Consider the following 22,150-nt stretch of genomic DNA (forward strand, 5'->3'; position numbering starts at 1 on the left):
GCACACCCGGCGTGCCCGGCCAGGCTCGGGCACATCTGGACACACACCATGGCATTGCCGAAGGGTGTGTCCTGTGCCGAGGGCCGGGCCGGGGCTCGCCTGGGCCGCCGGGCGGTGATTCACGAAGGGGAATGACATGGTGCGTGCGATCCGGGGCGCCGTCCAGATCGACGCCGACACCCGGGAGGCGGTGCTGGCCGGAGTGACCGAGCTGGTCACCGAGGTCATGGAGCGCAACCGGCTGACGACCGACGACGTGATCAGCGTGATCTTCACCTCGACGCCCGACCTCACCTCCGAGTTCCCCGCGCTCGCCGCCCGCAAGCTTGGCTTCCACGACGTCCCGCTGATCTGCGCCAGCGAGATCGACGTGCCGGGGGCGCTGCCCCGCGTGGTGCGCCTCATGGCCCACGTGGAGACCGACAAGCCGCGCCAGGAGATCCAGCACGTCTACCTGAAGGGCGCGATGGCGTTGAGGGTGGACATCGCCCAGTGAACAACGAGACCAGGCCCGTCGAGACCGTGCTGATCGTCGGCACGGGCCTCATCGGCACGTCCGTCGCCCTCGCGCTGAGGGAGCACGGCGTGACCGTCCTGCTCGCCGACCAGAACCCGGGGGCCGTCCGGGTGGCGAGCGAGCTCGGCGCGGGGGCCGAATGGGTTCCTGGCGGGCATCCGGCCGACCTCGCGGTGATCGCGGTACCGCCGCAGTTCGTGGCCGAGTGGCTGCTGGACCTGCAGAAGACCGGCGCCGCCCGCTTCTACACCGATGTGGCCAGCGTCAAGGCCCTGCCGATCGCGCAGGCCGCCCAGCTCGGCTGCGACATGACCACATTCGTGGCCGGCCACCCGCTGGCGGGCCGCGAGCGCTCGGGCCCGGCCGCGGCGCGGGCCGACATCTTCCTCGGCCGCCCGTGGGCGTACTGCCCGGGGCCCGAGGCGTCGGGCGACGCGGTCGCGGCCGTGCTGGCGCTGATCGAGCTGTGCGGGGCCAACCCCGTCCAGGTCGACCCGGCCGCGCACGACGAGGCGGTCGCCCTGGTGTCCCATGCCCCGCACGTCGCCGCCTCGGCGGTGGCGGCGCGCCTGGCCGAGGCGTCGGAGACGGCGCTCGGCCTCGCCGGGCCCGGGGTGCGCGACGTGACCCGCGTGGCCGGGGGCGATCCCCGGCTGTGGACGGTCATCCTGTCGGGCAACGCCCGCCCGGTGGCCGAGGTGCTGGAGGCCGTGGCGGCCGACCTGAACGCGGCGGCGGCGGCCCTGCGCGCCGTGTCGGCGCGGGACGGTCACGCGGCGATCGGCCGGGTCACCGAACTGCTGGAGCGGGGCAACGCCGGCCAGAGCAGGATCCCGGGCAAGCACGGCGGTCCGCCGCGGTCGTACGCGGTGGTCCAGGTGTTGGTCGGAGACCGTCCCGGCGAGCTCGCCCGCCTGTTCCAGGCGGCCAAGGACGTCGGGGTCAACATCGAGGACGTCCGCCTGGAGCACGCTCCCGGGCTGCCGCTCGGAGCCGCCGAGCTGTCCGTGCAGCCCGAAGCGGCCGGGGTTCTCGCCGACGCCCTGCGCGCGCACGGCTGGCACGTGCCCTGAGCCGTTGATGCCAGGGTCGGGGAGGATTCCCGGTACCCTCTTTGCGGACAACTCAATCGCGAGTGCGGAGGGAGATGCCGTGACCGCACTGGTCGTCGCCATGGACGGTCCTTCGGGGTCGGGCAAGTCGAGCGCGTCGCGCGGGGTCGCGCGGGCGCTGGGGCTTCGCTATCTCGACACCGGGGCGATGTACCGCGCGATCACCTGGTGGATGCTGGAGCACGGCGTCGACGTCGGCGACCCTGCGGCCGTGGCCGCCCAGGCGGGCGCCCCCAAGCTGGCCGTCGCCGCCGACCCCGAGGCCCCGGGCATCACGGTGGACGGGCGCGACGTGTCCGCCGAGATCCGCACCCAGGAGGTCACCTCCGCCGTCTCCGCCGTGAGCGCCGTGCCCGAGGTCCGCGCCCGGCTCGTCGCCGAGCAGCGGGCGATCATCGGTGACGGCGACATCGTCGTGGAGGGCCGTGACATCGGCTCGGTCGTGGCCCCCGGAGCGCCGGTCAAGGTCTACCTGACCGCGAGCCCCGAGGCCCGCGCGCGCCGCCGTACGGCCGAGCTCACCGGCACCACGCTGGAGGCGCAGCGTGTGGCCATGGCCCGCCGCGACACCCTGGACTCCACCCGTAAGGCCGACCCGCTCGTGATGGCGGCCGACGCGATCGAACTGGACACCACGGAGCTGAACCTGGAAGAGGTCATCTCCGAGGTTCTGAGACTTGTGAAGGAGCGCACCTGACGCGGTGACGCCACGCGGGCCCCGGCGAGTGCCGCCGTCCCGCGCCGGGCCGCCGAGAGGGTTGCGCATCGATAGGAAACGGACGTGACGTGACGGGGGAGTACGGCGACGAGGGCGGCTGGATCGAAGCGCACCTCGCCGAATTCGAGGAAGACGGAGTGTCCCCGGAGGCCGAGCCGGATTCCGGCCCGCTACCGGTGGTCGCCGTGGTGGGCCGCCCCAACGTGGGCAAGTCCACGCTGGTCAACCGCATCATCGGCCGCCGCGAGGCGGTGGTCGAGGATGTCCCCGGCGTCACCCGTGACCGCGTGACCTACGAGGGCCTCTGGCGGGGCCGCCGGTTCACGCTGGTCGACACCGGCGGGTGGGATCCGGACGCGACCGGCATGGCGCTGCGCATCGCCGAGCAGGCGCAGGTCGCGGTCGAGCTGGCCGACGTGATCCTCTTCGTCGTGGACGCGACGGTCGGGGTGACCGACTCCGACGAGGCCGTGGCGGGCGTGCTGCGGCGGTCGGGCAAGCCGATCATCCTGGCCGCGAACAAGGTGGACGACCAGCGGCAGGAGCTGGAGGCGTCCACGCTGTGGTCGCTGGGCCTCGGTGAGCCGCAGCCGGTCTCGGCGCTGCACGGCCGCTCCAGCGGCGACCTGCTGGACGTCATGCTCGACGTCATGCCCGAGGCGCCGCCGCAGCGGTTCGGCGTCGAGCGCGGGCCGCGCCGGGTGGCGCTGGTCGGCAAGCCCAACGTCGGCAAGTCCTCGCTGCTCAACAAGCTCGCCGGTGAGGAGCGCGTGCTGGTCGACCCGATGGCGGGCACCACCCGTGACCCGGTCGACGAGCTCGTCGAGCTGGGCGGCAAGACCTGGCGCTTCGTCGACACCGCGGGCATCCGCCGCCGGGAGCGCCAGCTCCAGGGCGCCGACTTCTACGCGGGCATGCGCACCAAGGCCGCGCTGGAGCGCTCGGAGGTCGCCGTCGTGCTGATCGACGCCTCCGACGTCCTCACCGAGCAGGACCTACGCATCATCAGCATGGTGATCGAGTCCGGCCGGGCCATGGTGGTGGCGTTCAACAAGTGGGACCTCGTCGACGAGGACCGCCGCTACTACCTCGAGAAGGAGATCGACCGCCAGCTCATCCGCGTGCCGTGGGCGCTGCGGGTGAACATCTCCGCCAAGACCGGGCGGCACATCGACCGGCTGGTGCCCGCGATCGAGCGCGCCCTGGAGTCGTGGACGACCCGCGTACCCACCGCGCAGCTCAACACCTTCCTGTCGGAGCTGCTCCAGGCGACGCCTCCGCCGGTGCGCAGCGGCAAGCAGCCGAAGATCCTCTTCGCGACGCAGGCGTCCACCGAGCCGCCCAAGTTCGTGCTGTTCACCTCGGGCTTCCTGGAGGAGACCTACCGCCGCTTCCTGGAGCGCCGCATCCGTGAGGAGTTCGGCTTCGCCGGCTCCCCGGTCGAGCTGACCATGAAGATCCGCGAGAAGCGCGGCGCGCCCAAGAAGAAGTGACCCGCCCCGCCGCCCCGGCTCGCGTGCCCGGGGCGGCGGTCAGGCGTGGTCCGCGGGGGCACGTCCGGGCAGGGTCAGGGCCGCCAGGGCGCCCGCGGCGCAGACGATCGCCGTCAGCAGGAAGATCTCGGTGTACTCCTGGTGCAGGGCGGCGGTCACCTTGCCGGTGTACTCGGCCAGGCGGCGGGCGTACTCGGCGGGCTCCACCCCGAACGGCAGCGGCGTGTCCAGGCGGGCCGTCAGCGACTGGAAGCGGTGGAATCCCCACGCCGACAGGGCGGCGACGCCGAGCAGCATGCCCATCATGCGGGCGACGACCACCGAGGCCGAGGCCAGCCCGTGCCGGTCCGCCGGGGTGACCCGCAGGACGGCCGAGGAGACCGGCGCGATCACCAGCCCGAGCCCGAGGCCCGCGACGACCAGGTCCACGTCCACCCGGGCGAGCCCGAGCGGGTAGTGGGCGCCGGCGAGCGCGACCGGCCATCGCGAGATCAGCGCGTACCCGGCGGCGGCCACGGCCATGCCCGCCACGGCGACGGTCCGCTCGCCGAACCGGCGCACCAGCAGGCCGCCCGCGAACGCCGTGACGGCGAGGGCGACCAGGAACCTCGACAGCACCAGCGCCCCGCCCACCGCGTCCCGGCCGAGCAGGGTCTGCGCGGTGAGCTGCACGTTCACGAGCGTCACCAGAAGCGCCGCGCCGGCCAGGAAGCTCGTCGCGAGCGTGCCGGCGAACGGTCCCCGGCGCACGCCCGTCATGTCCAGCAGCCGGACGGGGGAGCGCGCCTCCCACAGCACGAACGCCACGGCCGCCACCAGGCCCGCCCCGATGGCGGGGATCCCCCACGCGGGCAGCACGGCCTTGTCCGGCTCGGGGTTGTAGAGACCGGCCACCAGCAGGCCGAGGGCCAGGGCGAGCAGCAGGCCGCCCACGACGTCGATCCGTACGCGCGGGCCGCCGCGCGGTGCGGGCGGCGGCACCGTCCGCTGGACGGCCACCGCGGCGAGCGCGGCCAGCGGGATGTTGATCCAGAAGATGCCGCGCCACCCTGCCAGCGCCGCGACCCCGGCGCCGTACAGCGGGCCGAGGACGCTGCCGAGCTCCTGCGCCGCGCCGACGGCCCCGAGCGCGATCGGGCGGCCGCGCTCGTCCCACAGGTCGCCGACCAGGGCCATCGTGATGGGCAGCAGAGCGCCCCCGGCGACGCCCTGGAGCGCGCGGCCCGCCGTCAGCAGCGGGATCGACCCGGCGAGGGCGGTCAGCGCGGACCCGGCCGCGAAGCCCGCCAGGCACGCGTGGACGAGCGGCCTGCGCCCGTACCGGTCGGAGAGCCGGCCGAGCAGGGGCATGGCGGCGACGTAGCCGAGCAGGAAGCCGGTGACGATCGGGGTGGCGCGCTCCAGCCGGTTCAGCGGCACCCCGGCGTCGGTGGCGATGTCGACCAGGACGGTCACCACGACGTAGGCGTCCAGGGCGGCCAGCAGCACGGCGGTTCCCCCGACGCCGAGCGCGACCCGGCGGCGCGCGGAGGAGGCCGGCGTGCGCGGGGCGTCGTCCGGTGGCCTCGGCGCGGTGTCGTCCGGGGACGTGCGGGGGGTCTCGCCGGGGCCGAGGGCGGGGTAGGAGGAACCGGTCATCAGTGGCTACTTCGCCGGGGCGGTGATCGTGACCGGCACGTCGTAGTCGTCCAGCGTGACCAGGACGGTGCCCGCGTTCGCCCCGCCGCCGAGGGGGAGGCTGGCCTTCACCAGGCGGCTCGTGGCCTTGTCGACCCACACCTGCCCGTCCACCTCCTGGTTCACGCCCGGGACCAGCGTGGTCACCATCTGCTTGGGCAGGTGGACCGCGACGCGGTAGGCGTCCGCGCCGCCGATCTTCTCCTCGGCCTCGGTCTTCGCGCCGGTCGCGCCCGCCAGCAGCCCCGGCACGCCCTTGGCCGGGTCCAGGATCGCCGACGGGTCGTAGATCGCCGAGAGCTGCTCGCGGGTCATGGTCTGGTACCCGCCGGTGGGGCCCTTGAAGTAGACCGTGTCTCCCGTCAGCACGAAGGCCAGCTCCTGCAGGGCGCCGAGCACCTCGACCTGGACGGTGCCCTGGGCGTCGCCCTCCCTGGTCAGGGAGCCTTCGGCGTGCCGCACAGGCACGGGAGGCCTGCCCTCGGTCGCGATGGTGAAGGCCACGGTCCTGACCGACCGCATCGTCTCGGCCGACTTCTTCATCAGCTCGGGCCCGCCGGGCAGCGCGCCGCCGCCCGGCGATGAGGAGCACGCGGTGGCCAGGGACAGCGCCACGAGCAGCGGGGCGAACGTCCACCCCCGGGCGCGGCGGCGCGGCGCGAGCCGTCCGCGCGGGACGGGAGCAGGGCGGGGACTCGAGAAGAGCGACCGTATCGACACAGCCCGGATGCTAGCCACCCTCGCCGGGACGTCAGCGCCGTTCCCGGGTATCGGTTCGGGATAATCGCTCCCGGGCCGGGCCGCAGGAAGCTCACCGCGGACCTTGTGCGGCCGTCCTGCCGTGTCGTGATTGCCCGACCGGCAGTCCCAAGCCCCATCTCTTTGCCATATAGGCAAGCCGCTGTGCTTATGGCGCATGGTGGTCGTAAGTTCATCTCAGGCGCACAAGTCCGGCGTGCAAAGCCCCGCCGCGTCACGTGACTCTCGGCATGGGGGATCACCACGGCGCCGCGCCGCATACCGCTTCGGGCAAAGGCGTGCGGCCCTCGGCAGAAACGAAAGGAATGACACCTCATGGATGCAGATCACGTTCCCTCGCACGACCAGTCGGCGAACAACGCCGCAGACAGCGTGCCCGCCGACTACGAGGCGTGGCGCGAGGGCAGGTGGGAAGAGATCGCCGGCCAGTTCGGCAAGGTGAAGGTCGTAGCCAACGGCAAGGTGGCCGGCCGGGACGCCCGCGTCATTCCGGGCGTTCCCGGAGAGTGGAGCGTCACCGAGGCGGGCGTTTTGACACTGTCGGTCGCGGCCGACGACGGCGTGACGATCAACGGCGAGGCGGTGAACGGAACGGCCGAAGTGCCTTCCGGCAGCTCTCTTGAGTTCTCTGGGGGGCGCGTGGGCTTTGCGGGAGGTGCGGACGGAACCTACGGCGTGATCGTCATGGACCACGAGGCCCTCGCCCGGTCGGGCCTCAGCGGGATCGACACGTACCCCTACGACCCGGCCTGGGTCTTCGAAGGCGTATATCGAGCGGCTCCGGAGGGCCGCCGCGTCGAAGTGGAACGCCTGACGGCTCCCCGCAGCATGGATGCCATCCTGGCGCCCGTCGACCTCGTCGTCACCATCAACGGCACCGAGTACGTGCTGTCCGTACTCGAAGAGCGGCCGGGCCAGCGGCTCGTGATCTTCACCGACGAGACCAACGGCACCGAGACACCCGAAATCGGCCGCTGGCTGACGCTGCCGCTCCTGGAGCCCGGCAGCACCGTGACCGTCGACTTCAACCAGGCGACGCTCTCCTACCACCACCTGGTCCCGACCGTCTTCAACTGCCCCCTCTCGCCTGCCGGCAACCACCTGCCCATGCGCGTCGAGGCAGGAGAACGCGCTCTCGTCTACGCCAAGAACTGAGCGCCCTTCAGTTCCCCACAAGACCACCAGTTCCTGATAAGTCACACCACGCACAAACAGGGAGCAACACCATGAGCCAGGATCTCAAGGACAAGGCGATCGCCTATCTCCGCCACCTGGAGAACAGGGAATGGGCCGATGCGCAAGCGATGTGCTCGGAGAAGGCCACCGTCTGGCACAACGACGGCAAGGGCGACGCGACGATCCGGGAGAACGTCGCGGGCATGGAGGCCCAAATCGACCCCATCGAGTCGATGCGCTACGACATCACCCGGCAGTTCTCCCAGCCCGGCGAAGTCCTCCAGCAGCACGTCGTGAACGTGGTCATGAAGGATGGAGGGGCCTTCCGGGTTGACGCCGCCGTGTACTTCCGCTTCGAAGACGGCCTCATCACCCGTATCGAGGAGTACGCCTGCTTGCCCAGCAACGGCTGAGCCGGCGGAGCACGCCTCGAAGGCGTCACATTCGCGCTGTGTCGCACCGAACCGTTCAGCTGGTGCGACACAGCGCTTGCCCGTTGTTTCGCGGACATCGCGACTGACCCGGCCGTATGCTCGCGATACCCTTGGTGCTTCTGGGCCGGTCACGAACCGCGGCGGCCTTCTCATCGGCGTCGAGTCTGATCGTCGTGGCGCCGACCGGCCGGCAGGCCCTCGGAACGGCGGACGACCTGCGCGGCTCTCCTAGGCGCGTTCCTCGCCGCGCAGCTTCAGCAGGTGCTCGACGACCGGGGCGTAGGCTGCTTCCAGGGCTTCGATCAGCTCGGGGGCGAGGCGATCGATGAAGTGGTAGCGGACGTTGGCCACGTGCCTGGGCGCCACGCGCTGGATCGTGTCCCATCCGTGCTGGGTCAGCACCGCGAACGTGCCGCGCCGGTCGTCCGCGCAGCTCTCCCTGCTCACCAGCAGCGACGCCTCCATGCGCGCGATCTGGTGGGACAGGCGGCTGCGGGACTGGATCGTCGCCTCGGCCAGATCGCTCATGCGCATACGATGGCCAGGGCTCTCGGAGAGGTTGACCAGGATCTCGTAGTCGTTGATCGACAGCCCGAACTCCTGGAGCTCGCGGTCGAGCCGGTGCTCGAGGAGCTTGTGCGCGGACAGGTGGGCACGCCAGGCACGCTGCTCCCCGCTGCTCAGCCAGTGGGGGTCGAGTTCATCGGATTCCGCCGTGCTCATGGAGGTGAATCTATCTCTCCTCGGACTCCGCGCCACCACGAGCGGTGGTGAAATGCGGTGCTCCGGGGAGTCCGACCAATGAAACATAGTTTCCTGCGCGTGGTCTTACGCCCGGTAGCGGATGTAGTCCGTGGCGATCTCCCGCATACGGGCGCCGCCGAACGGGTCGCCGTGACCCGCGCGGACCTCCTCGACCTCGAGGTCGAGGAGGCGGCGCATCGTCGCAACGTACGCCGGGATGTCGGCGCCGTGCATCTCGTCCAACAGGCCGCCCTCGTAGATCACGTCCCCCGCGTACAGAACGCGGGCGGTCTCGTCCAGCAGGATCATGCTGCCCGGGGAGTGGCCGGGGGCGTGCAGGGCGCGCAGGGTGCGGTCGCCGAGGTCGATGAGGTCGCCTTCGTGCAGGCGGCGGGGTGGTGTGAGCACCGGGCGGACGCCGTACGCGGCGAGCTCGAAGTCGTCCACGGGGACGGCGTCGAGCAGCAGTTCGGGGAACGTGAACCCCGTGACGTCGATACCGAGGAGGTCCAGCTCGGTCGTCGTGTACAGGCTCGCCGGCGCCGGGTGGCGGAGGGCGTCCGCCTCGGAGACGTGGACCCCGACCTCCCTGAACTCGTGGGCGCCGCCGACGTGATCGAGGTGCGTGTGCGTGATCAGCGCCAGGGGGTCGTGCGCGAACAGGTCGGGGAGATGGCGGCGCAGGGACGCGACACCCAGGCCGGTGTCGATGACCACGTCCCGTGCGGTGCCACGGATCCACCACAGGTTCGCCGCGACCAGTGCGTGGAGATGGGGCTCGGTGATCCGGATGACCTGATCGTCGGCCGGCTCGGTGACGAACCACCGTGTTGTGATGGGGAGTTGGGGCATGTCCGTGTCCCTCTCATGACGTGACCGGTGTCGCCACCGGCCTGGGTTCACCGGCCGGGGTCCGGGGGCCGCAGGGCGTCCGGGGCGAGGTGGCCGGCGAGATGACGCCCGCGCCGATGACGACGACATGGCGGATTCCCTCTGGCGCCTTCGCGTTCCTCCCTTACACCTCCCCGGGAAGGCCCGGCGCCGAGTCCGTGCCGGACGCGAGCAGTTCGGCGACGGCCAGGTCGGCCAGCGCCGTGCCGACGGACTTGAACACGGTCTGTCCCTGGCGTACGGGTCGCGCGGTGAGCAGGGTGGCCAGGTCCCGCAGCCGTCCGGGGTGGAGCAGGCCGCGTTCGACGGCCTCCACGATCTCGCCCGACTCGACCGCGCACGCGGAGGCGTCGTCCACCGCCACGTACGAGGCGCGGCCGAGGAGTTCGGCGGGGAATTCCCGCATCGCCGCCCGGTACGACCCCACCGCGTTCAGGTGGGCCTCCGGCCCGAGTGAGGAGGCGGAGAACAGCGGTTCGGTGGCGCCCGTCGCACAGCAGACGACCTGCGCGTCCCGTACGGCGTCGTCCGGGTCGTCCGCGACGCTCACGCGGGCCTGCGGCATCGTCGCGGTCAGGCGTTCCGCGAGGAGATCGGCCCGGCGGCGGGTCCGGTTCCAGATGGTGACCTCGTCCACCGGGCGGACCAGGGCCACCGCCGCGACCTGTGCGGCGGCCTGTTCCCCCGCGCCGAGCACCGTCAGCCGGTGCGCGTGCCGCACCGCGAGGACGTCCGTGGCGAGACTGACCATCGCCGCGGTCCGCAGGACGGTCAGGACGTCGGCGTCGGCCGCCCAGACCGGTTCCCCGCTGCCCCCGACCCACAGCAGCGTCCCGTCGATCATCGGTGTCCGTCCGCCGGACGTCGCGTCGGTGGCGACCTTCACGACCTTGACGATCGCGTTTCCGTCGGAGTGCCGCCGGGCCGCCATGACCAGCATCCGGCCGTTGCCCAGGGCCAGCCGCAGCGGCTGCTCGTGCCCCGCCGCGCCGCTCAGGAACGCCGCGCGGACAGCCTCGGTCGCGGCGCGCAGCGTGACATGCTCCTCGACCTCCCGCGCCGACCAGTACCGCATCGCCCGCCCGGTTTCCGCCCCGCTCGTCGCGCTCACCGCCCGGCCTCCTCGACCCGCCCGGACCACAGTCCGCGGGTATGGTGCAGATGGCATCGCATGAGGTCCGCGGCCTCGCGGGACCGGCCCGCCTCGATCAGGTCCAGCAGTTCGCCGTGCTCGGCGGCCGAGCGGAGGAACTCCGGGGATCCGGCGACCTTCTGGAGGCCGTACAGGCGGGTCTGGTCGCGGAGCAGTCCGACGTGCTGGACAAGACGGCGGTTTCCGTACCGCTCCAGGATCCCGAGGTGGAGGTCCCGGTCGCGGGCGACGAAGTTGGCCATGTCGCCGTCGACGGCGTACTGGGTGATCTCGTCCGCGACGCGGCGCAGTTCGGACAGGTCCGGGGTGGGGCGCGCGGCCGCTATGCGTTCGATGGCGGGCACCTCCAGCATCAGCCGCAGGTCCATCAGCTCGTCCAGGTCCTCGTCGCTGAGGGCGACCACCCGGAAGCCGCGGTTGCGCAGCATCTCGATCAGTTCGTCGCGGGCCAGGTCGAGCAGGGCCTCCCGGACCGGCGTGATCGACACCCCGAGCTTCTCGGCGAGCGAACCGATGGAGTGGATTTCCCCAGGCCGCAGTCCGCCCGAGACGATGAGGGCCCGGATCGCCTGGCCGCACTGCTCGCGCAGGGACGTGCGCGACACCGTGAGTTCGGGTGACGGAGAGCTGGTCATGCGGCTCCTTCATGGAGGGAGAGACCCGCGAGCGGGGTCTGCCCGGGGTGAGTCTCTGTGTCTGTGTACGGTACGACCGTGCCCCTCGGTGAGGTATTAAACCGTACCAATGGGTCGGGTGGCCGTCGTGGGAGCCGTCCCGACGGCGTCTCTCCCGGGGTCAATTGCCGGCCTCCCCGTAGTTGAACGTGGTGACGCAGCCCCCGTCGACGGTGACGACGGACCCGGTCATGAAGGACGCGGCGTCCGACGCCAGGAACACGGCCACCTCAGCCACTTCGTCGGGGGTGCCTTGGCGGCCCAGCGGCTGCCGCCGGGCCGCTGCCTCCCGGACGGCGGTCGCCTCCGCGAAGGCCTCCGGCGGCAGCCGCCGTCCCCGCGCCCCGAGCGCGGTGTCGATGTAGCCGGGGCACAAGGCGTTGACGCGGATGCCGTCCCCGCCGTAGTCCACGGCCATCTGGCGGGTCAGATTGATGATGCCGCCCTTCGTCGCACAGTAGGCGGGCGCCTGGGGTGCGCCGATGAGGCCGTAGGTGGAGGCGATGTTGACGACCCGGCCGTCTCCCTGGTCCAGGAAGTGGACGAGGGCGTACTTCGAGCAGAGGAAGGTGCCCCGCAGGTTCACGTCGAGGACGCGGTCGAAGTCGGCCGGCTCGACCTCGTGCAGCCGCCCCTTCGGGCCGCCCACCCCCGCGTTGTTGACGAGGATGTCCAGCCGTCCCCAGGTCCCGGCCGTGGCCGCCACCAGGTGTTCGGCCTGCGCGGCGTCCGCCACGTCGGCGCGGACCGCGATCGCGCGTCCACCCGCCTCGCCGATCTCCCGCGCCACCTTCCCGGCGTCGGGCTCCGACACGTCGGACACCGCGACCGAGGCGCCCGCGGCGGCCAGCCGGTGGGCGATCGCCCGCCCGATCCCGTTGCCCGCCCCGGTGACGATCGCCACCCTGTCGTCAAGTCGGTTCATCGCGGTGCGGTCACCTTCCGTGCGGGGACAAGCGGGCTGGTACGGGGCGGGGGTACGGGCCGTCGTGGTCGTCCTGCTCATCCCGGCAGGCTCCGGCACAGGAAGACCACGGTGACGAACCGGCGGTACAGCTCCAGCGGGTCCGGCGCGGTGATCCGCGCGGACAGGCCGGCCGCGGGACGGACACCCTCGATACGGCAGGCCAGTTCGAGGTAGTCGCTGGAACGGAACGTGACCGTGAGGTCCGTGGAGCTGTCGAACGCCGGTGCCGGGGTACGGCCCAGCCGGTCGATCGCCGTTTTCGCCCGGTCACGGATCAGTTCGGTGGCGACCGACGGGTGCAGCGAGTCGGCGGCGTATCGGCTGACCGAACGCTTCACCACGGCGGTCTGCACCCCCGGACAAAAGCGCCGGGTCTCCTCGGCGGTCACTTGGTCACCGGTGACCAGCGAGACGGGCACCCCGTACGCGCTCGCCACCAGCGCGTTGACCCCGGACTCACCGGCCACGACGTCATTGATCCGGACCTCGGCGATGGCGGGGGAGTAGTAGGTGTGCGACAGCGCGGAGCCGTGGCTGCTCGCCGACCCGTGGTACGAGACGAGGAAGACGGCGTCAAAGGTGCCGTCCAGCCCCTCCATCATGTACATCGGCTTGTACCGGCCCGAGAGGTACCGGGCCCGTCCGGCGAGGGCGTCCGGCCGGAGGTTGGTCATCGCCGAATGCGCGTCGTTGACCAGGAACTCCGTGGCCCCCGCGTCGATCGCGCCCTCGATGGCCGCGTTGATCTCGGCGGTCAGCAACTCGACGGCGTACGCGTATTGCGAGCCGTTCCGCGAGCACTGGTCCCAGTCCACCAGCCCGGCCGTGCCCTCCATGTCGGAAGAGATGAAGACCTTCACAGCACGCTCCGGGGGTGCATCTCCGGCTCGGTGGACGAGGCCGTCATCACCGCGTAGACCGAGCCCTCCATCCCGGCGGCGGCGCCGTGGCGGCCGTCGGGGGTCAGGGCCAGGCACCGCAGCTCGGCGCGGAACGCGTCGGGGAGGGACGCGGCGTCCTTCAGCATCGCGAGGCAGGCTTCGGCGGGGCCGAGCCCGGCGCGCAGGGAGGCGACGATGCTGTGCGCGCCGACGGCCCGCATGCTCAGCTCGCCCCGGCCGGTGCAGGCGGCCCCGCCATGGCGGGCGTCCGCGTAGTTCCCGGACCCCGGCAGCGCCGAGTCGCCGACCCGGCCCGGGTACTTCCACGGGTAGCCGCTGGTGGAGACACCGACGACCAGCTCGCCCGTCGAGTCGAGGGCGAGGATGTTGATCGTCCCCCAGGGCCCCGGGTGCGGGGCGAAGCGCTCGACCAGTTCCCGGACGGTCTCCCGGTAGTGCTGGTCACCCGCCTTCGCGCGGGTGTTCTCGCCCTCCACGGACTCCGGCGACGGCTCCAGCGTACTGAGCCACAGCGCCTTCGACTCCTCGGTCAGCAGATCGCTGCGGGTGAAGCCGTTCTCCTCCGCGAACAGTTCGGCGCCCTCGCCCACCAGCAGGCTGTGCTGCGGCAGACGCTCCAGCACCGCGCGGGCGATCGAGATCGGATGGGCGAAGTCCTTGACCGCTCCCACCCCTCCGAACCGCCGGGTGGACCCCACCATCACCGAGGCGTCCAGCTCGACCACCCCCCGGGCGTTGGGCAGACCGCCCGTACCCACGTAGTGGTCGGACAGATTGTCCTCGCAGCGGCGCAGGCCCTCCTCAACGGCGTCGAGGGCCGACCCCCCGTCCGCCAGGATCGCCATGGCGGCGGGCAGGCCCACTTCGCTGCGCTCGCTGCCGATCACCACCGGGGGAGTGGAAGCGGAACGAGGTGACATGCCATCTCCTTCACGTGGTCGTCTCTCAATCCTCCTGAGAGATCTGCTTGACACCCTTCGGGCTAGGGTATTACACCTTACTCGCATGAGTAATCAAGGGACGTCCGGCTGGAAGGACGCTCTGATCATCGACGCGACCTGCCCGCCCGACCTGTGGGTCCAGGGCTACCCGGACTGGATCGACGGCGGATTCTCCGCGTGTGCGCTGAGTGTCGGCGGCGGCAACCCGGGCGGCGCGGTCGCCGCGCTGGGCGCCGCCTACCGGATGATCCGGAACGACCCCCGGCTCACCCAGGTCCGGTCCGCGCAGGACATCCGCGCGGCCCACCGCGACGGCCGGCTCGGTGTGCTCCTGCACTTCCAGTCCACCCGCCCCCTGGACTACGACCCCGATCTCGTCGAGGTGTACCAGCGGCTCGGGATCCGGATGATGGGACTCGCGTACAACCGGCGCAATCCCCTGTGCGACGGCTGCGAGGAGCCCTCGGACGCTGGTCTGAGCCTCCTCGGCCGCCGGATGATCGCCGAGATGAACCGGACGGCGATCCTGGTCGACTTCGCGCACACCGGCTGGCGCACCTGCGCGGAGGCCCTGGAGGTGTCCACCGCGCCCTGTATCGCCTCGCACTCCAACGCCCACGCTGTGAAGGCCCACCGGCGCAATCTGCCCGACGCGATCATCCGGGGCATCGCCGCGTCCGGCGGTGTCCTCGGGATGAACGGATTCCCCGCCTTCGTCTCCCCGGACCCCGCGCCGACCCTGGACCAGTTCATCGACCACATCGTGCACATCGACTCCCTGGTCGGCAGCGGACACGTCGGCCTGGGCCTCGACTACTGCACCATCACCACCGCCGAGTACCAGGAGATGATCGACTCCGGCGCCTGGTCCGCGGAGAACTATCCGCCGCCACCGTGGAACTACCCGGCCGGCATCACCACTCCCCGGACCATCGGCGCCCTCGCGGACCGCATGGACGAACGCGGGTTCACCGAGACCGAGATCCGCGGTGTCCTCGGCGAGAACTGGATGCGCCTCTTCGAGCGGATGTGGCCACGATGACCGGACCGATCATGCCCGACGGCACCCTCGACCCGGCCCTCCTCACCTACGCACGCCAGGAGATGGAGACCGACGACGTCCCCGGACTGGCCCTCGGCGTTCTCCACGCCGGGCGCACCGCGACCACCGGCCTCGGCGTGACCAGCGTCCCGCACCCCCGGCCGGTCGACGGCGAAACCCTGTTTCAGATCGGGTCCATCTCCAAGACCTTCACCGTGACCGCCCTCCTGCAACTCGCCGAGCGGGGCGCCCTGGACCTGGACGATCCCATCCGCGCCCACCTGCCCGGCTTCACCGTCGCCGACGACACCGTCTCGGCACAGGTCACCGTCCGCGACTGCATGACCCACAGTTGCGGCTGGGAGGGCGACTTCTTCGACCTCACCGGCCGGGGCGACGACGCCCTCGCCGCGACCGTCCACCACATGGCCACCCTGCGCCAAGTCACTCCGCGCGGACGCATGTGGTCGTACAACAACGCGGCCTTCTATCCCCTGGGCCGCATCGTCGAGACCCTGCACGGCACCACGTACGAGAACGCCGTCGCGCGGGAACTCTTCGGACCCCTCCGCATGACCAGCGCCTGCTTCTTCGCCGAGGACGTCCTGCACCACGGCTTCGCCGTCGGCCACACCCGGCACGAGGGCCGCACCGTCGTCGCCCGCCCCTGGGCCATGCCCCGCAGCGCCAACCCCGTGGGCGGGGTGGTCGCCAGTGCGGAGGACCTGATGCGGTACGCCCAATTCCAGTTGTACGGCGGTCAGGTCCTCGGCGACTCCCTGCGCCTGGCGGCACAGCGCCCGGCAGGACCGGCCGAGGACACCCCCGAGATCGGCCTCGGCTGGTGGATCGACGGCGACGGCCCCGACCGGATCGTCCACCACGGCGGCGGGGCGAACGGCCAGCCCGCCCTGTTCGCGATGATGCCGTCCCACGAACTGGCCGTCGCGGTCCTCACCAACGGATCGGGCGGCGCGGTCACCGCCCGCCGCATCCTGGACCGGATCGCCCGGACCTATGCCGGGGTGCGCGAGAAGCCCCCCGAGGCCGAGACCGAGGCCGTAGTGGACATCGGCACGGACGACTGGACCGGGACGTACGAGACCCGGCTCGACCGCTACGTCCTCCGGCGTGAGGACGACGGGCTCGTCCTGGACAGCTCCGTCCTCGGGGAGTGGCTGGAGAACCCGGACCCCCCGACCGTCCAGGGGATCCACACCACCCCCGTCCGGCCCGTGACCGACCGCACCCTGCTCATCTCGCCGGGGCAGCGACGGCAGACGACCGCGACCCTGCTGACGGACGACCGCGGAGACATCCGGTGGCTGCGGTTCGCCCACCGCGCCGCCCTCCGGTGACCACCACCGTCCCGGAACCCCCCACCCATGTCGTGCACATCTGGAGAACATGTCGTGCACGTCTGGAGAACATGAGGACAACGCCATGGCCAACAGAACCACGGTCGTAGCCATCCTGACGGGTCTCGTCACCGTCATGGCCGTCGGGTGCTCGCCCGGCACCGGCAGCCGCGTCGGCGCGGCGGGGGTCGTGGAGGAACTGCGGGTCGCCTCCACACCCGTCTCCACCCTGGACTACAACAAGAACAACTCCGGATACGGCAGCGGGGTCGGCGGACTCGTCATGGAACCGCTGCTGACGAGGACCAAGACCGGGAAACTACGGCCGTGGCTCGCCGAGTCCTGGTCCACCCCCAACCCCACTACCTACGTCTACACGCTGCGCGACGGCGTCACCTTCACCGACGGCCACGAACTGACCGCCGAGGACGTCGCCTTCTCCCTGAACTACTACCGCAGCGAAGGCTCCACCAACGCCTACAACTTCCCCGCCACCCTCAAAAGCATCACCGCCACCGGCCGCCACACCCTGACAGTCACCCTCACCGAGCCCAACGCGGCCTGGGAAGGCGTCCTGGCCCGCAGTTCCCTGGGGATCTTCAGCAAGAGCTTCTACCAGAAGAACAAGGACACCTTCGGCCGGCCCGGCACCGGAGTCGTCGGGACCGGACCGTGGAAACTCATCGACTTCAACCCCACGACCGGCGCCGACCTGGAGGCCAACCCTCGCTACTGGGGTGAGAAGGTCCGGATCAAGAAGATCTCCTTCACCTTCTTCGACAGCGAGACCAGCCAGGCGTTCGCCTTCCGCGCCAAGGCCGTCGACCTCGCCTTCCCGTCGGACAGCCGCTCCTTCGCCTCGACCGCCGGGGTGAAGCTCGCCACCGTCCCCGGCTCCGGCGACCAGGGGCAGTTCGGCATGAACGTCCTCGTGGCCCCCTGGAACGACGTCCACCTCCGCCGGGCCGTCGCCCACGCACTCGACAAGAAGGCCCTCATCAACGCGTACGGCGGCTACGCCGAACCCGCTGACACCCTGCTCAGCCCCGGCCTCCTCCAGCCCCTCGGAACAGAGCAGCAGATCGAGGACGCCCTCGACTCGGTGCCGACGTACCCCTACGACCTCGACCAGGCCAAGGCCGAGATGGCGAAGTCCGCGTATCCGCGGGGCGTGGACGTGACCATCGCCGTGGCGGACTACGGGCAGTACGCCAGCACCGTCGGCCAGGCGGTCGTCGCCCAGTTGAAGAAGATCGGCATCCGCGCGACTCTCAAGGTGAACTCGCCTGAGATGGACATCGCCGAAGCCACCGGCAGCGACCGGAAGAAGATCCACTCAGCCTTCTCCATCCTCGGCGCGGTCTCCTCCGACCCCGGTGAAGCCTTCAACTACTCCCTGGGCAGCGCCAACGCCACCCCGGGCAACTTCAACTCCACCAACTACGGCAGCAAAACCTCCGACCGACTCATCGCCGCCGCCTTCGCCACCTCCGACCCGGCGAAACGGCTGACCTACTACACGGAACTGCTGAAGGAGTACGCCGAACAGGTGCCCTTCGTGCCGCTCTTCTTCCTGGAGAGCACCTACGCGCTGTCCACCGACTTCACCTGGCCCGCGTACACCGCCTCCTGGCGCAACAACGGACCCTGGGCACTGGATTTGAGGGCCGCCTGATGATGCTCCCCGCACTGGACGACACGACCACGTCCCCCGTGAAGACGGGCCCCGGTACCGCACGGAGTGGCCGGCTCGGTCTGACCCTCCTCGGCGTGATCCTGCGCCGGCTCGCCGCCATCGCGGCCCTGCTGGTCGTGGTGTCGTTCGCCGTCTTCTCCCTGCTCCACCTCGCCCCCGGCAACCCCGTCGACCTTCTGCTGGGCACCACACCCCGCAGCCCCGAGACCGTCGCGGCCCTGAACCGGCAGTACCACCTCGACGAACCGTTCCTCCAGCAGTACTGGGCATGGGCGAGCGACGCCGCGCGGCTCCGCTTCGGCACCTCCATCCAGTCCTCGCTGCCCGTCTCGACGGAACTCTCCTCCCGGCTGCCCACCTCTCTGTTCCTCGGGCTGTACGCCTTCGTCCTCACCATGGTCCTGGGCGTCGGGCTCGGCGTGCTCTCCGCGGTCCAGCACCGCAGAGCACTCGACCACTCCACCGTCGCGGGCACCGTCGTGGCCCTGTCCGCCCCCACCTTCGTGCTGGGTACGGCCCTGCTCTACGCGTTCGCCGTCCGCATGAACTGGTTCCCCGCCTTCGGCGCCGGTGGGGGATTCCTCGACCGGGTCTGGCACCTCACCCTCCCGGCCCTGACCCTCGCCCTCACCAGTTGCGCCTATGTCGTCAAGCACACCCGGTCGGCCATGATCCGCGTGCTCGACCAGGACTTCATCGTCTTCGCCCGCGCCCGTGGACTGTCCCTGTGGCAGGTCCTGTTCGGCCACGCGCTGCGCAACGCCGCGATTCCAGTGATCACCATGAGCGGATTCATCCTGTCGAGCCTCGTCATCGGCGCCGTCCTCGTCGAAGTGACCTTCTCCGTCCAGGGCATCGGCCAGATGCTCGTCAAGTCGGCCAGGGCACAGGACCTGCCGGTGATGCAGGCCGTCGCCCTGCTGACGGCCGCGGCCATCATGCTCACCGCTCTGCTGACGGACATCGTCTACATGCTGGCGGACCCGCGGGTCCGTCTGGGAGGCCGGTCATGACCACGTCGTACGAACGGGACACCCGTGCCGCCCGGCCCCGGGACAACGAGAGCGCCGGGAAGCGCCGGCGGCGCCTGCCGCGCTGGTCGGTCACGGGACTGTCGCTCGTGGTCATCGGCGTCGTCGTCTTCCTGACCGTCGTCGGAACGGCCATCGCCCCGCACGACCCGGCCGCCCAAGACCTCTCCCGGATCGCGGACGGGCCCTCCGCCCAGCACTGGCTGGGTACCGACGTCCTGGGCCGCGACACCCTCTCCCGGGTCGTCGCCGGAGCCCGGTCCGCCTTCGTCGGCCCCCTGGTCATCGCCGCCGGATCCTTCCTCCTCGGGAACCTCCTGGGCCTCTGGGCCGGGTACCGCGGCGGACGGATCGACGGGCTCGTCATGCGCTGGGTCGATGTCATGTGGTCCATCCCGGCCCTGCTGGTGCTGATCGTCCTCGCGGGCTCCCTCGGCGCCGGGTACTGGACGACCGTCGCCATCCTCGTCGTCCTCACCGCCCCGTTCGACACCCGCGTGGTCCGCGGGGCGACCCTGGAACAGGTGCCCCGCCCATACGTCGAGTCCGCCAAGGTGCTCGGGGTGCCGGACCGGCGGATCGTCCTGCGGCACATCTGGCCCAACGTCCTGCCGGTATCGATCGCCAACGCCTTCCTGGTGTTCGCCAGTTCGGTCGGCGTGCTCGCCGCCATGTCGTTCCTCGGACTCGGCGTCCCGCCGGGCACACCGGACTGGGGCCTCATGCTCGCCGAGAACCAGGCCCTCCTCTTCACCCAGCCGCTCGCCGCGCTCGCGCCCGGCGTGATGATCGTCGTCATCGCCACCGCGATGAACCTGGCTGGAGACGGCATCTACGAACGGCTCTCCGCCCGAGGAGGCACGGCATGACGCAGCACAGCGATGGCCACAGCGAGGGGACCGGCATGAGAACCACGGCCCAGGACACCCGTCAGCCGCTCCTGTCGGTCAGCGGCCTCCGGGTCGAGCGGCAGGGCCCCGGCGGCCCCCGGACCGTCGTCTCCGGCGTCGGTCTGGAGGTCGCCGCGGGCGAGACCGTCGGCGTCGTCGGCGAGTCCGGCAGCGGCAAGTCGATCACCATGCGGGCCGTCCTGGGCCTCCTGCCCCGGGGGCTGACGGCCACCGGCGAGGTGCGCTACGGCGACCGCGACCTGCTCGGACTGTCCGAGCGCGCCTGGCGCAGGACCGTACGCGGCACCGAGATCAGCATGATCATGCAGGACCCGTTCACCATGCTCAACCCCATAGCGACCTGCGGCGACATCATCGGCGCCTCGCTGCGCCGCCACGGCGGGGTGACCGGCCGCCGGGCCCTGCGCGAGGAGTCCGTCCGCCGGCTGCGCGAGGTCGGCATCGACGACGCCACCGTCGTCGACCGCTACCCCTTCCAGATGTCCGGCGGAATGCGGCAGCGCGTGGGTATCGCCGCCGCCCTCGCCGGCGACCCCCGCATCCTGATCGCCGACGAACCCACCACCGCCCTGGACGTCACCACCCAGCGTGAGATCCTGTCCCTGATCAAACGCATCCAGGCCGACCGCGGCATGGCCCTGATCCTCATCACCCACGACCTGCGCGTCGCCTTCGCCATGTGCGACCGGCTGCACGTCCTGTACGCGGGCTCGGTCGTGGAGAGCGCCCGCGCCGCGGACATCGACGCCGAACCGCTGCACCCGTACACGAACGCCCTGCTGCTCGCCGAACCCCCGGTGGACCGGCGCGTCGGCGAGATGGTGTCCATCCCGGGCTCGGTCCCCGCACCGGACGAGGTCGCCGGGGGCTGTGTGTTCGTCTCCCGGTGCCCGTGGGCGACGGACGTCTGCCAGGACGGCACCCCGCCCCTGCTGGAGATCACCCCCGGCCGCTGGTCGGCCTGCGCCCGCCTCACGGCGGCCCGGACCGAGATGACACGCCTGCGGGAACGGGCCGGCCAGGACCTCCCCTTCTCCGACGACACCCCGGAGAAGCAACCGGTGCTGTCCGGCGTCGGGATCTCCAAGGTGTTCACCGGCGCCGGGGGAGGGCCGGTCCATGCCCTGGACGACGTCTCGGTCACGGTGGCGCAGCACGAGAGCGTCGGCATCGTCGGCGAGTCCGGATCGGGCAAGTCCACCCTGGCCCGGATCCTGGTCGGCCTGGAGAAGCCCACCACCGGGACGATCGCCATCGACGGTATCCCGGTCACCGACTGGGGCCGGCTCAGCCGGTCCGACCTGCGGCGGATCCGCCGGACCGTCCAGATCGTCTTCCAGGACCCGTACTCCAGCCTCAACCCCCTGCGGTCCGTCGGCTGGACCCTTGCCGAGGCCATCACCACCCACCGGCCGGATGCCAAGAACGTCGGCGCCGAGGTCGAACGGCTTTTGGACGAGGTGGGACTCGCCCCCGCGTACGCCCAGAAGAGGCCCGCAGCCCTGTCCGGCGGCATGCGGCAGCGGGTCGCGATCGCCCGCGCCCTCGCGACCCGCCCCAAGATCCTCATCTGCGACGAGTCCGTGTCCGCCCTCGACGTGTCCGTACAGGCCCAGATCCTCAATCTCCTGGCCCGGCTGCGCGACGAACACGACCTCGGCTACCTCTTCATCACCCACGACCTGGCCGTCGTCCGACAGGTGACGGAACGCCTGTACGTCATGCACCGGGGCCGGGTGGTCGAGTCCGGCGCGACCGCGCAGGTGATCGACGCCCCGCGGGCTCCGTACACGATCCAGCTCCTCGCCTCCGCGCCCCGGGCCGAATCGGCATGGCTCGAAGGAACCGGGCGGCGCGATGACTGAACCCGCCGCCCGCGTCCCCACCGCCATCGACGCCCTCGCCGAGGGAGGCCCTAGCGCTCGGGAACGTCGGCATGGACACCCTCCGCGCG

Annotated in this window: 21 protein-coding genes; 12 read left to right on the forward strand and 9 right to left on the reverse strand. The window is 71.2% G+C overall.

The window, feature by feature from the left end; translation table 11 throughout:
* Window positions 1-136: 136 nt before the first annotated feature.
* The 4 genes from aroH (at window position 137) to der (ending at window position 3,840) form a co-directional block, all read left to right on the forward strand.
* Window positions 137-496, forward strand: a complete 360-nt coding sequence (gene aroH, locus AB0H21_RS09825) for a chorismate mutase (RefSeq protein ID WP_358513989.1) — start codon at window positions 137-139, stop codon at window positions 494-496.
* A complete protein-coding gene (locus AB0H21_RS09830) occupies window positions 493-1,590 on the forward strand; it encodes a prephenate dehydrogenase (RefSeq protein ID WP_358513991.1) in 1,098 nt (365 codons plus the stop codon). The genes aroH and AB0H21_RS09830 overlap by 4 nt, the downstream gene beginning before the upstream one ends.
* Before the next feature lie 100 nt (window positions 1,591-1,690).
* Window positions 1,691-2,326 (forward strand): (d)CMP kinase, encoded by a 636-nt coding sequence (gene cmk, locus AB0H21_RS09835; protein WP_358514244.1) that lies wholly within the window; start codon window positions 1,691-1,693, stop codon window positions 2,324-2,326.
* An 89-nt stretch (window positions 2,327-2,415) separates the two neighbouring features.
* On the forward strand, window positions 2,416-3,840 hold the full coding sequence (gene der / locus AB0H21_RS09840; protein WP_358513993.1) for a ribosome biogenesis GTPase Der: 1,425 nt from the start codon (window positions 2,416-2,418) through the stop codon (window positions 3,838-3,840).
* Window positions 3,841-3,879: 39 nt separating this feature from the next.
* Here the strand turns inward: der and AB0H21_RS09845 are convergent, their stop codons facing one another.
* Both AB0H21_RS09845 and AB0H21_RS09850 read right to left on the reverse strand, forming a co-directional pair.
* Window positions 3,880-5,478 carry an MFS transporter gene (locus tag AB0H21_RS09845; protein ID WP_358513995.1) on the reverse strand — a complete coding sequence of 533 codons (1,599 nt, stop codon included), beginning with the start codon at window positions 5,476-5,478 and terminating at the stop codon, window positions 3,880-3,882.
* Window positions 5,479-5,484: 6 nt separating this feature from the next.
* Window positions 5,485-6,237 carry an LppX_LprAFG lipoprotein gene (locus AB0H21_RS09850; RefSeq protein ID WP_358513997.1) on the reverse strand — a complete coding sequence of 251 codons (753 nt, stop codon included), beginning with the start codon at window positions 6,235-6,237 and terminating at the stop codon, window positions 5,485-5,487.
* Window positions 6,238-6,591: 354 nt separating this feature from the next.
* On the opposite strand from AB0H21_RS09850, the gene AB0H21_RS09855 reads away from it, so the two are divergent.
* Both AB0H21_RS09855 and AB0H21_RS09860 read left to right on the forward strand, forming a co-directional pair.
* Window positions 6,592-7,431, forward strand: coding sequence for a DUF1684 domain-containing protein (locus AB0H21_RS09855; RefSeq protein ID WP_358513999.1), 840 nt, complete (start codon window positions 6,592-6,594; stop codon window positions 7,429-7,431).
* A gap of 71 nt (window positions 7,432-7,502) precedes the next feature.
* Window positions 7,503-7,865 (forward strand): nuclear transport factor 2 family protein, encoded by a 363-nt coding sequence (locus AB0H21_RS09860; protein WP_358514001.1) that lies wholly within the window; start codon window positions 7,503-7,505, stop codon window positions 7,863-7,865.
* A 249-nt stretch (window positions 7,866-8,114) separates the two neighbouring features.
* Here the strand turns inward: AB0H21_RS09860 and AB0H21_RS09865 are convergent, their stop codons facing one another.
* From AB0H21_RS09865 to AB0H21_RS09895, 7 genes are all read right to left on the reverse strand, one after another.
* Window positions 8,115-8,609, reverse strand: a complete 495-nt coding sequence (locus AB0H21_RS09865; RefSeq protein WP_358514003.1) for a MarR family transcriptional regulator — start codon at window positions 8,607-8,609, stop codon at window positions 8,115-8,117.
* A 105-nt stretch (window positions 8,610-8,714) separates the two neighbouring features.
* The gene (locus tag AB0H21_RS09870; protein ID WP_358514005.1) at window positions 8,715-9,482 is read right to left on the reverse strand and encodes an MBL fold metallo-hydrolase; all 768 of its coding nucleotides are present in this window, start codon (window positions 9,480-9,482) and stop codon (window positions 8,715-8,717) included.
* A 163-nt stretch (window positions 9,483-9,645) separates the two neighbouring features.
* The gene (locus AB0H21_RS09875) at window positions 9,646-10,632 is read right to left on the reverse strand and encodes an ornithine cyclodeaminase family protein (protein WP_358514006.1); all 987 of its coding nucleotides are present in this window, start codon (window positions 10,630-10,632) and stop codon (window positions 9,646-9,648) included.
* Window positions 10,629-11,309: a GntR family transcriptional regulator gene (locus tag AB0H21_RS09880; protein ID WP_358514008.1), complete on the reverse strand. Its 681-nt coding sequence runs from the start codon at window positions 11,307-11,309 to the stop codon at window positions 10,629-10,631. The genes AB0H21_RS09875 and AB0H21_RS09880 overlap by 4 nt, the downstream gene beginning before the upstream one ends.
* A 160-nt stretch (window positions 11,310-11,469) precedes the next feature.
* Window positions 11,470-12,273, reverse strand: coding sequence for an SDR family oxidoreductase (locus AB0H21_RS09885; protein WP_358514009.1), 804 nt, complete (start codon window positions 12,271-12,273; stop codon window positions 11,470-11,472).
* A gap of 77 nt (window positions 12,274-12,350) precedes the next feature.
* On the reverse strand, window positions 12,351-13,175 hold the full coding sequence (locus tag AB0H21_RS09890) for a M55 family metallopeptidase (protein ID WP_358514011.1): 825 nt from the start codon (window positions 13,173-13,175) through the stop codon (window positions 12,351-12,353).
* On the reverse strand, window positions 13,172-14,137 hold the full coding sequence (locus tag AB0H21_RS09895; protein WP_358514013.1) for a N(4)-(beta-N-acetylglucosaminyl)-L-asparaginase: 966 nt from the start codon (window positions 14,135-14,137) through the stop codon (window positions 13,172-13,174). Before AB0H21_RS09895 ends, AB0H21_RS09890 begins: the two co-directional genes overlap by 4 nt.
* Before the next feature lie 85 nt (window positions 14,138-14,222).
* Here AB0H21_RS09895 and AB0H21_RS09900 point away from each other — a divergent pair, with 85 nt between their 5' ends.
* The 6 genes from AB0H21_RS09900 (at window position 14,223) to AB0H21_RS09925 (ending at window position 22,061) form a co-directional block, all read left to right on the forward strand.
* Entirely contained in the window at window positions 14,223-15,200 is a 978-nt protein-coding gene (locus tag AB0H21_RS09900) for a membrane dipeptidase (protein ID WP_358514015.1), read from the forward strand.
* Complete coding sequence (locus AB0H21_RS09905) at window positions 15,197-16,558, forward strand: serine hydrolase domain-containing protein (RefSeq protein WP_358514017.1); 1,362 nt, start codon at window positions 15,197-15,199, stop codon at window positions 16,556-16,558. Before AB0H21_RS09900 ends, AB0H21_RS09905 begins: the two co-directional genes overlap by 4 nt.
* An 85-nt stretch (window positions 16,559-16,643) precedes the next feature.
* On the forward strand, window positions 16,644-18,233 hold the full coding sequence (locus tag AB0H21_RS09910; RefSeq protein ID WP_358514019.1) for an ABC transporter substrate-binding protein: 1,590 nt from the start codon (window positions 16,644-16,646) through the stop codon (window positions 18,231-18,233).
* Window positions 18,233-19,267: an ABC transporter permease gene (locus tag AB0H21_RS09915; RefSeq protein WP_358514021.1), complete on the forward strand. Its 1,035-nt coding sequence runs from the start codon at window positions 18,233-18,235 to the stop codon at window positions 19,265-19,267. Before AB0H21_RS09910 ends, AB0H21_RS09915 begins: the two co-directional genes overlap by 1 nt.
* Window positions 19,264-20,154 carry an ABC transporter permease gene (locus AB0H21_RS09920; RefSeq protein WP_358514023.1) on the forward strand — a complete coding sequence of 297 codons (891 nt, stop codon included), beginning with the start codon at window positions 19,264-19,266 and terminating at the stop codon, window positions 20,152-20,154. Before AB0H21_RS09915 ends, AB0H21_RS09920 begins: the two co-directional genes overlap by 4 nt.
* Window positions 20,151-22,061, forward strand: coding sequence for an ABC transporter ATP-binding protein (locus AB0H21_RS09925; protein ID WP_358514025.1), 1,911 nt, complete (start codon window positions 20,151-20,153; stop codon window positions 22,059-22,061). Before AB0H21_RS09920 ends, AB0H21_RS09925 begins: the two co-directional genes overlap by 4 nt.
* The last annotated feature ends 89 nt before the right edge of the window (window positions 22,062-22,150 follow it).

Origin of the sequence: Sphaerisporangium sp. NPDC051011 (assembly GCF_040653595.1) — a bacterium.
Classification (GTDB): domain Bacteria; phylum Actinomycetota; class Actinomycetes; order Streptosporangiales; family Streptosporangiaceae; genus Sphaerisporangium.

Excerpts from the sequence above, each read along its gene's own strand:
- aroH (WP_358513989.1), top strand. The coding sequence starts at position 137 with ATGGTGCGTGCGATCCGGGGCGCCGTCCAGATCGACGCCGACACCCGG.
- cmk (WP_358514244.1), top strand. The coding sequence starts at position 1,691 with ATGGACGGTCCTTCGGGGTCGGGCAAGTCGAGCGCGTCGCGCGGGGTC.
- AB0H21_RS09845 (WP_358513995.1), bottom strand. The coding sequence starts at position 5,478 with ATGACCGGTTCCTCCTACCCCGCCCTCGGCCCCGGCGAGACCCCCCGC.
- AB0H21_RS09855 (WP_358513999.1), top strand. The coding sequence starts at position 6,592 with ATGGATGCAGATCACGTTCCCTCGCACGACCAGTCGGCGAACAACGCC.
- AB0H21_RS09860 (WP_358514001.1), top strand. The coding sequence starts at position 7,503 with ATGAGCCAGGATCTCAAGGACAAGGCGATCGCCTATCTCCGCCACCTG.
- AB0H21_RS09865 (WP_358514003.1), bottom strand. The coding sequence starts at position 8,609 with ATGAGCACGGCGGAATCCGATGAACTCGACCCCCACTGGCTGAGCAGC.
- AB0H21_RS09870 (WP_358514005.1), bottom strand. The coding sequence starts at position 9,482 with ATGCCCCAACTCCCCATCACAACACGGTGGTTCGTCACCGAGCCGGCC.
- AB0H21_RS09880 (WP_358514008.1), bottom strand. The coding sequence starts at position 11,309 with ATGACCAGCTCTCCGTCACCCGAACTCACGGTGTCGCGCACGTCCCTG.
- AB0H21_RS09885 (WP_358514009.1), bottom strand. The coding sequence starts at position 12,273 with ATGAACCGACTTGACGACAGGGTGGCGATCGTCACCGGGGCGGGCAAC.
- AB0H21_RS09895 (WP_358514013.1), bottom strand. The coding sequence starts at position 14,137 with ATGTCACCTCGTTCCGCTTCCACTCCCCCGGTGGTGATCGGCAGCGAG.
- AB0H21_RS09900 (WP_358514015.1), top strand. The coding sequence starts at position 14,223 with ATGAGTAATCAAGGGACGTCCGGCTGGAAGGACGCTCTGATCATCGAC.
- AB0H21_RS09905 (WP_358514017.1), top strand. The coding sequence starts at position 15,197 with ATGACCGGACCGATCATGCCCGACGGCACCCTCGACCCGGCCCTCCTC.
- AB0H21_RS09910 (WP_358514019.1), top strand. The coding sequence starts at position 16,644 with ATGGCCAACAGAACCACGGTCGTAGCCATCCTGACGGGTCTCGTCACC.
- AB0H21_RS09915 (WP_358514021.1), top strand. The coding sequence starts at position 18,233 with ATGATGCTCCCCGCACTGGACGACACGACCACGTCCCCCGTGAAGACG.
- AB0H21_RS09920 (WP_358514023.1), top strand. The coding sequence starts at position 19,264 with ATGACCACGTCGTACGAACGGGACACCCGTGCCGCCCGGCCCCGGGAC.
- AB0H21_RS09925 (WP_358514025.1), top strand. The coding sequence starts at position 20,151 with ATGACGCAGCACAGCGATGGCCACAGCGAGGGGACCGGCATGAGAACC.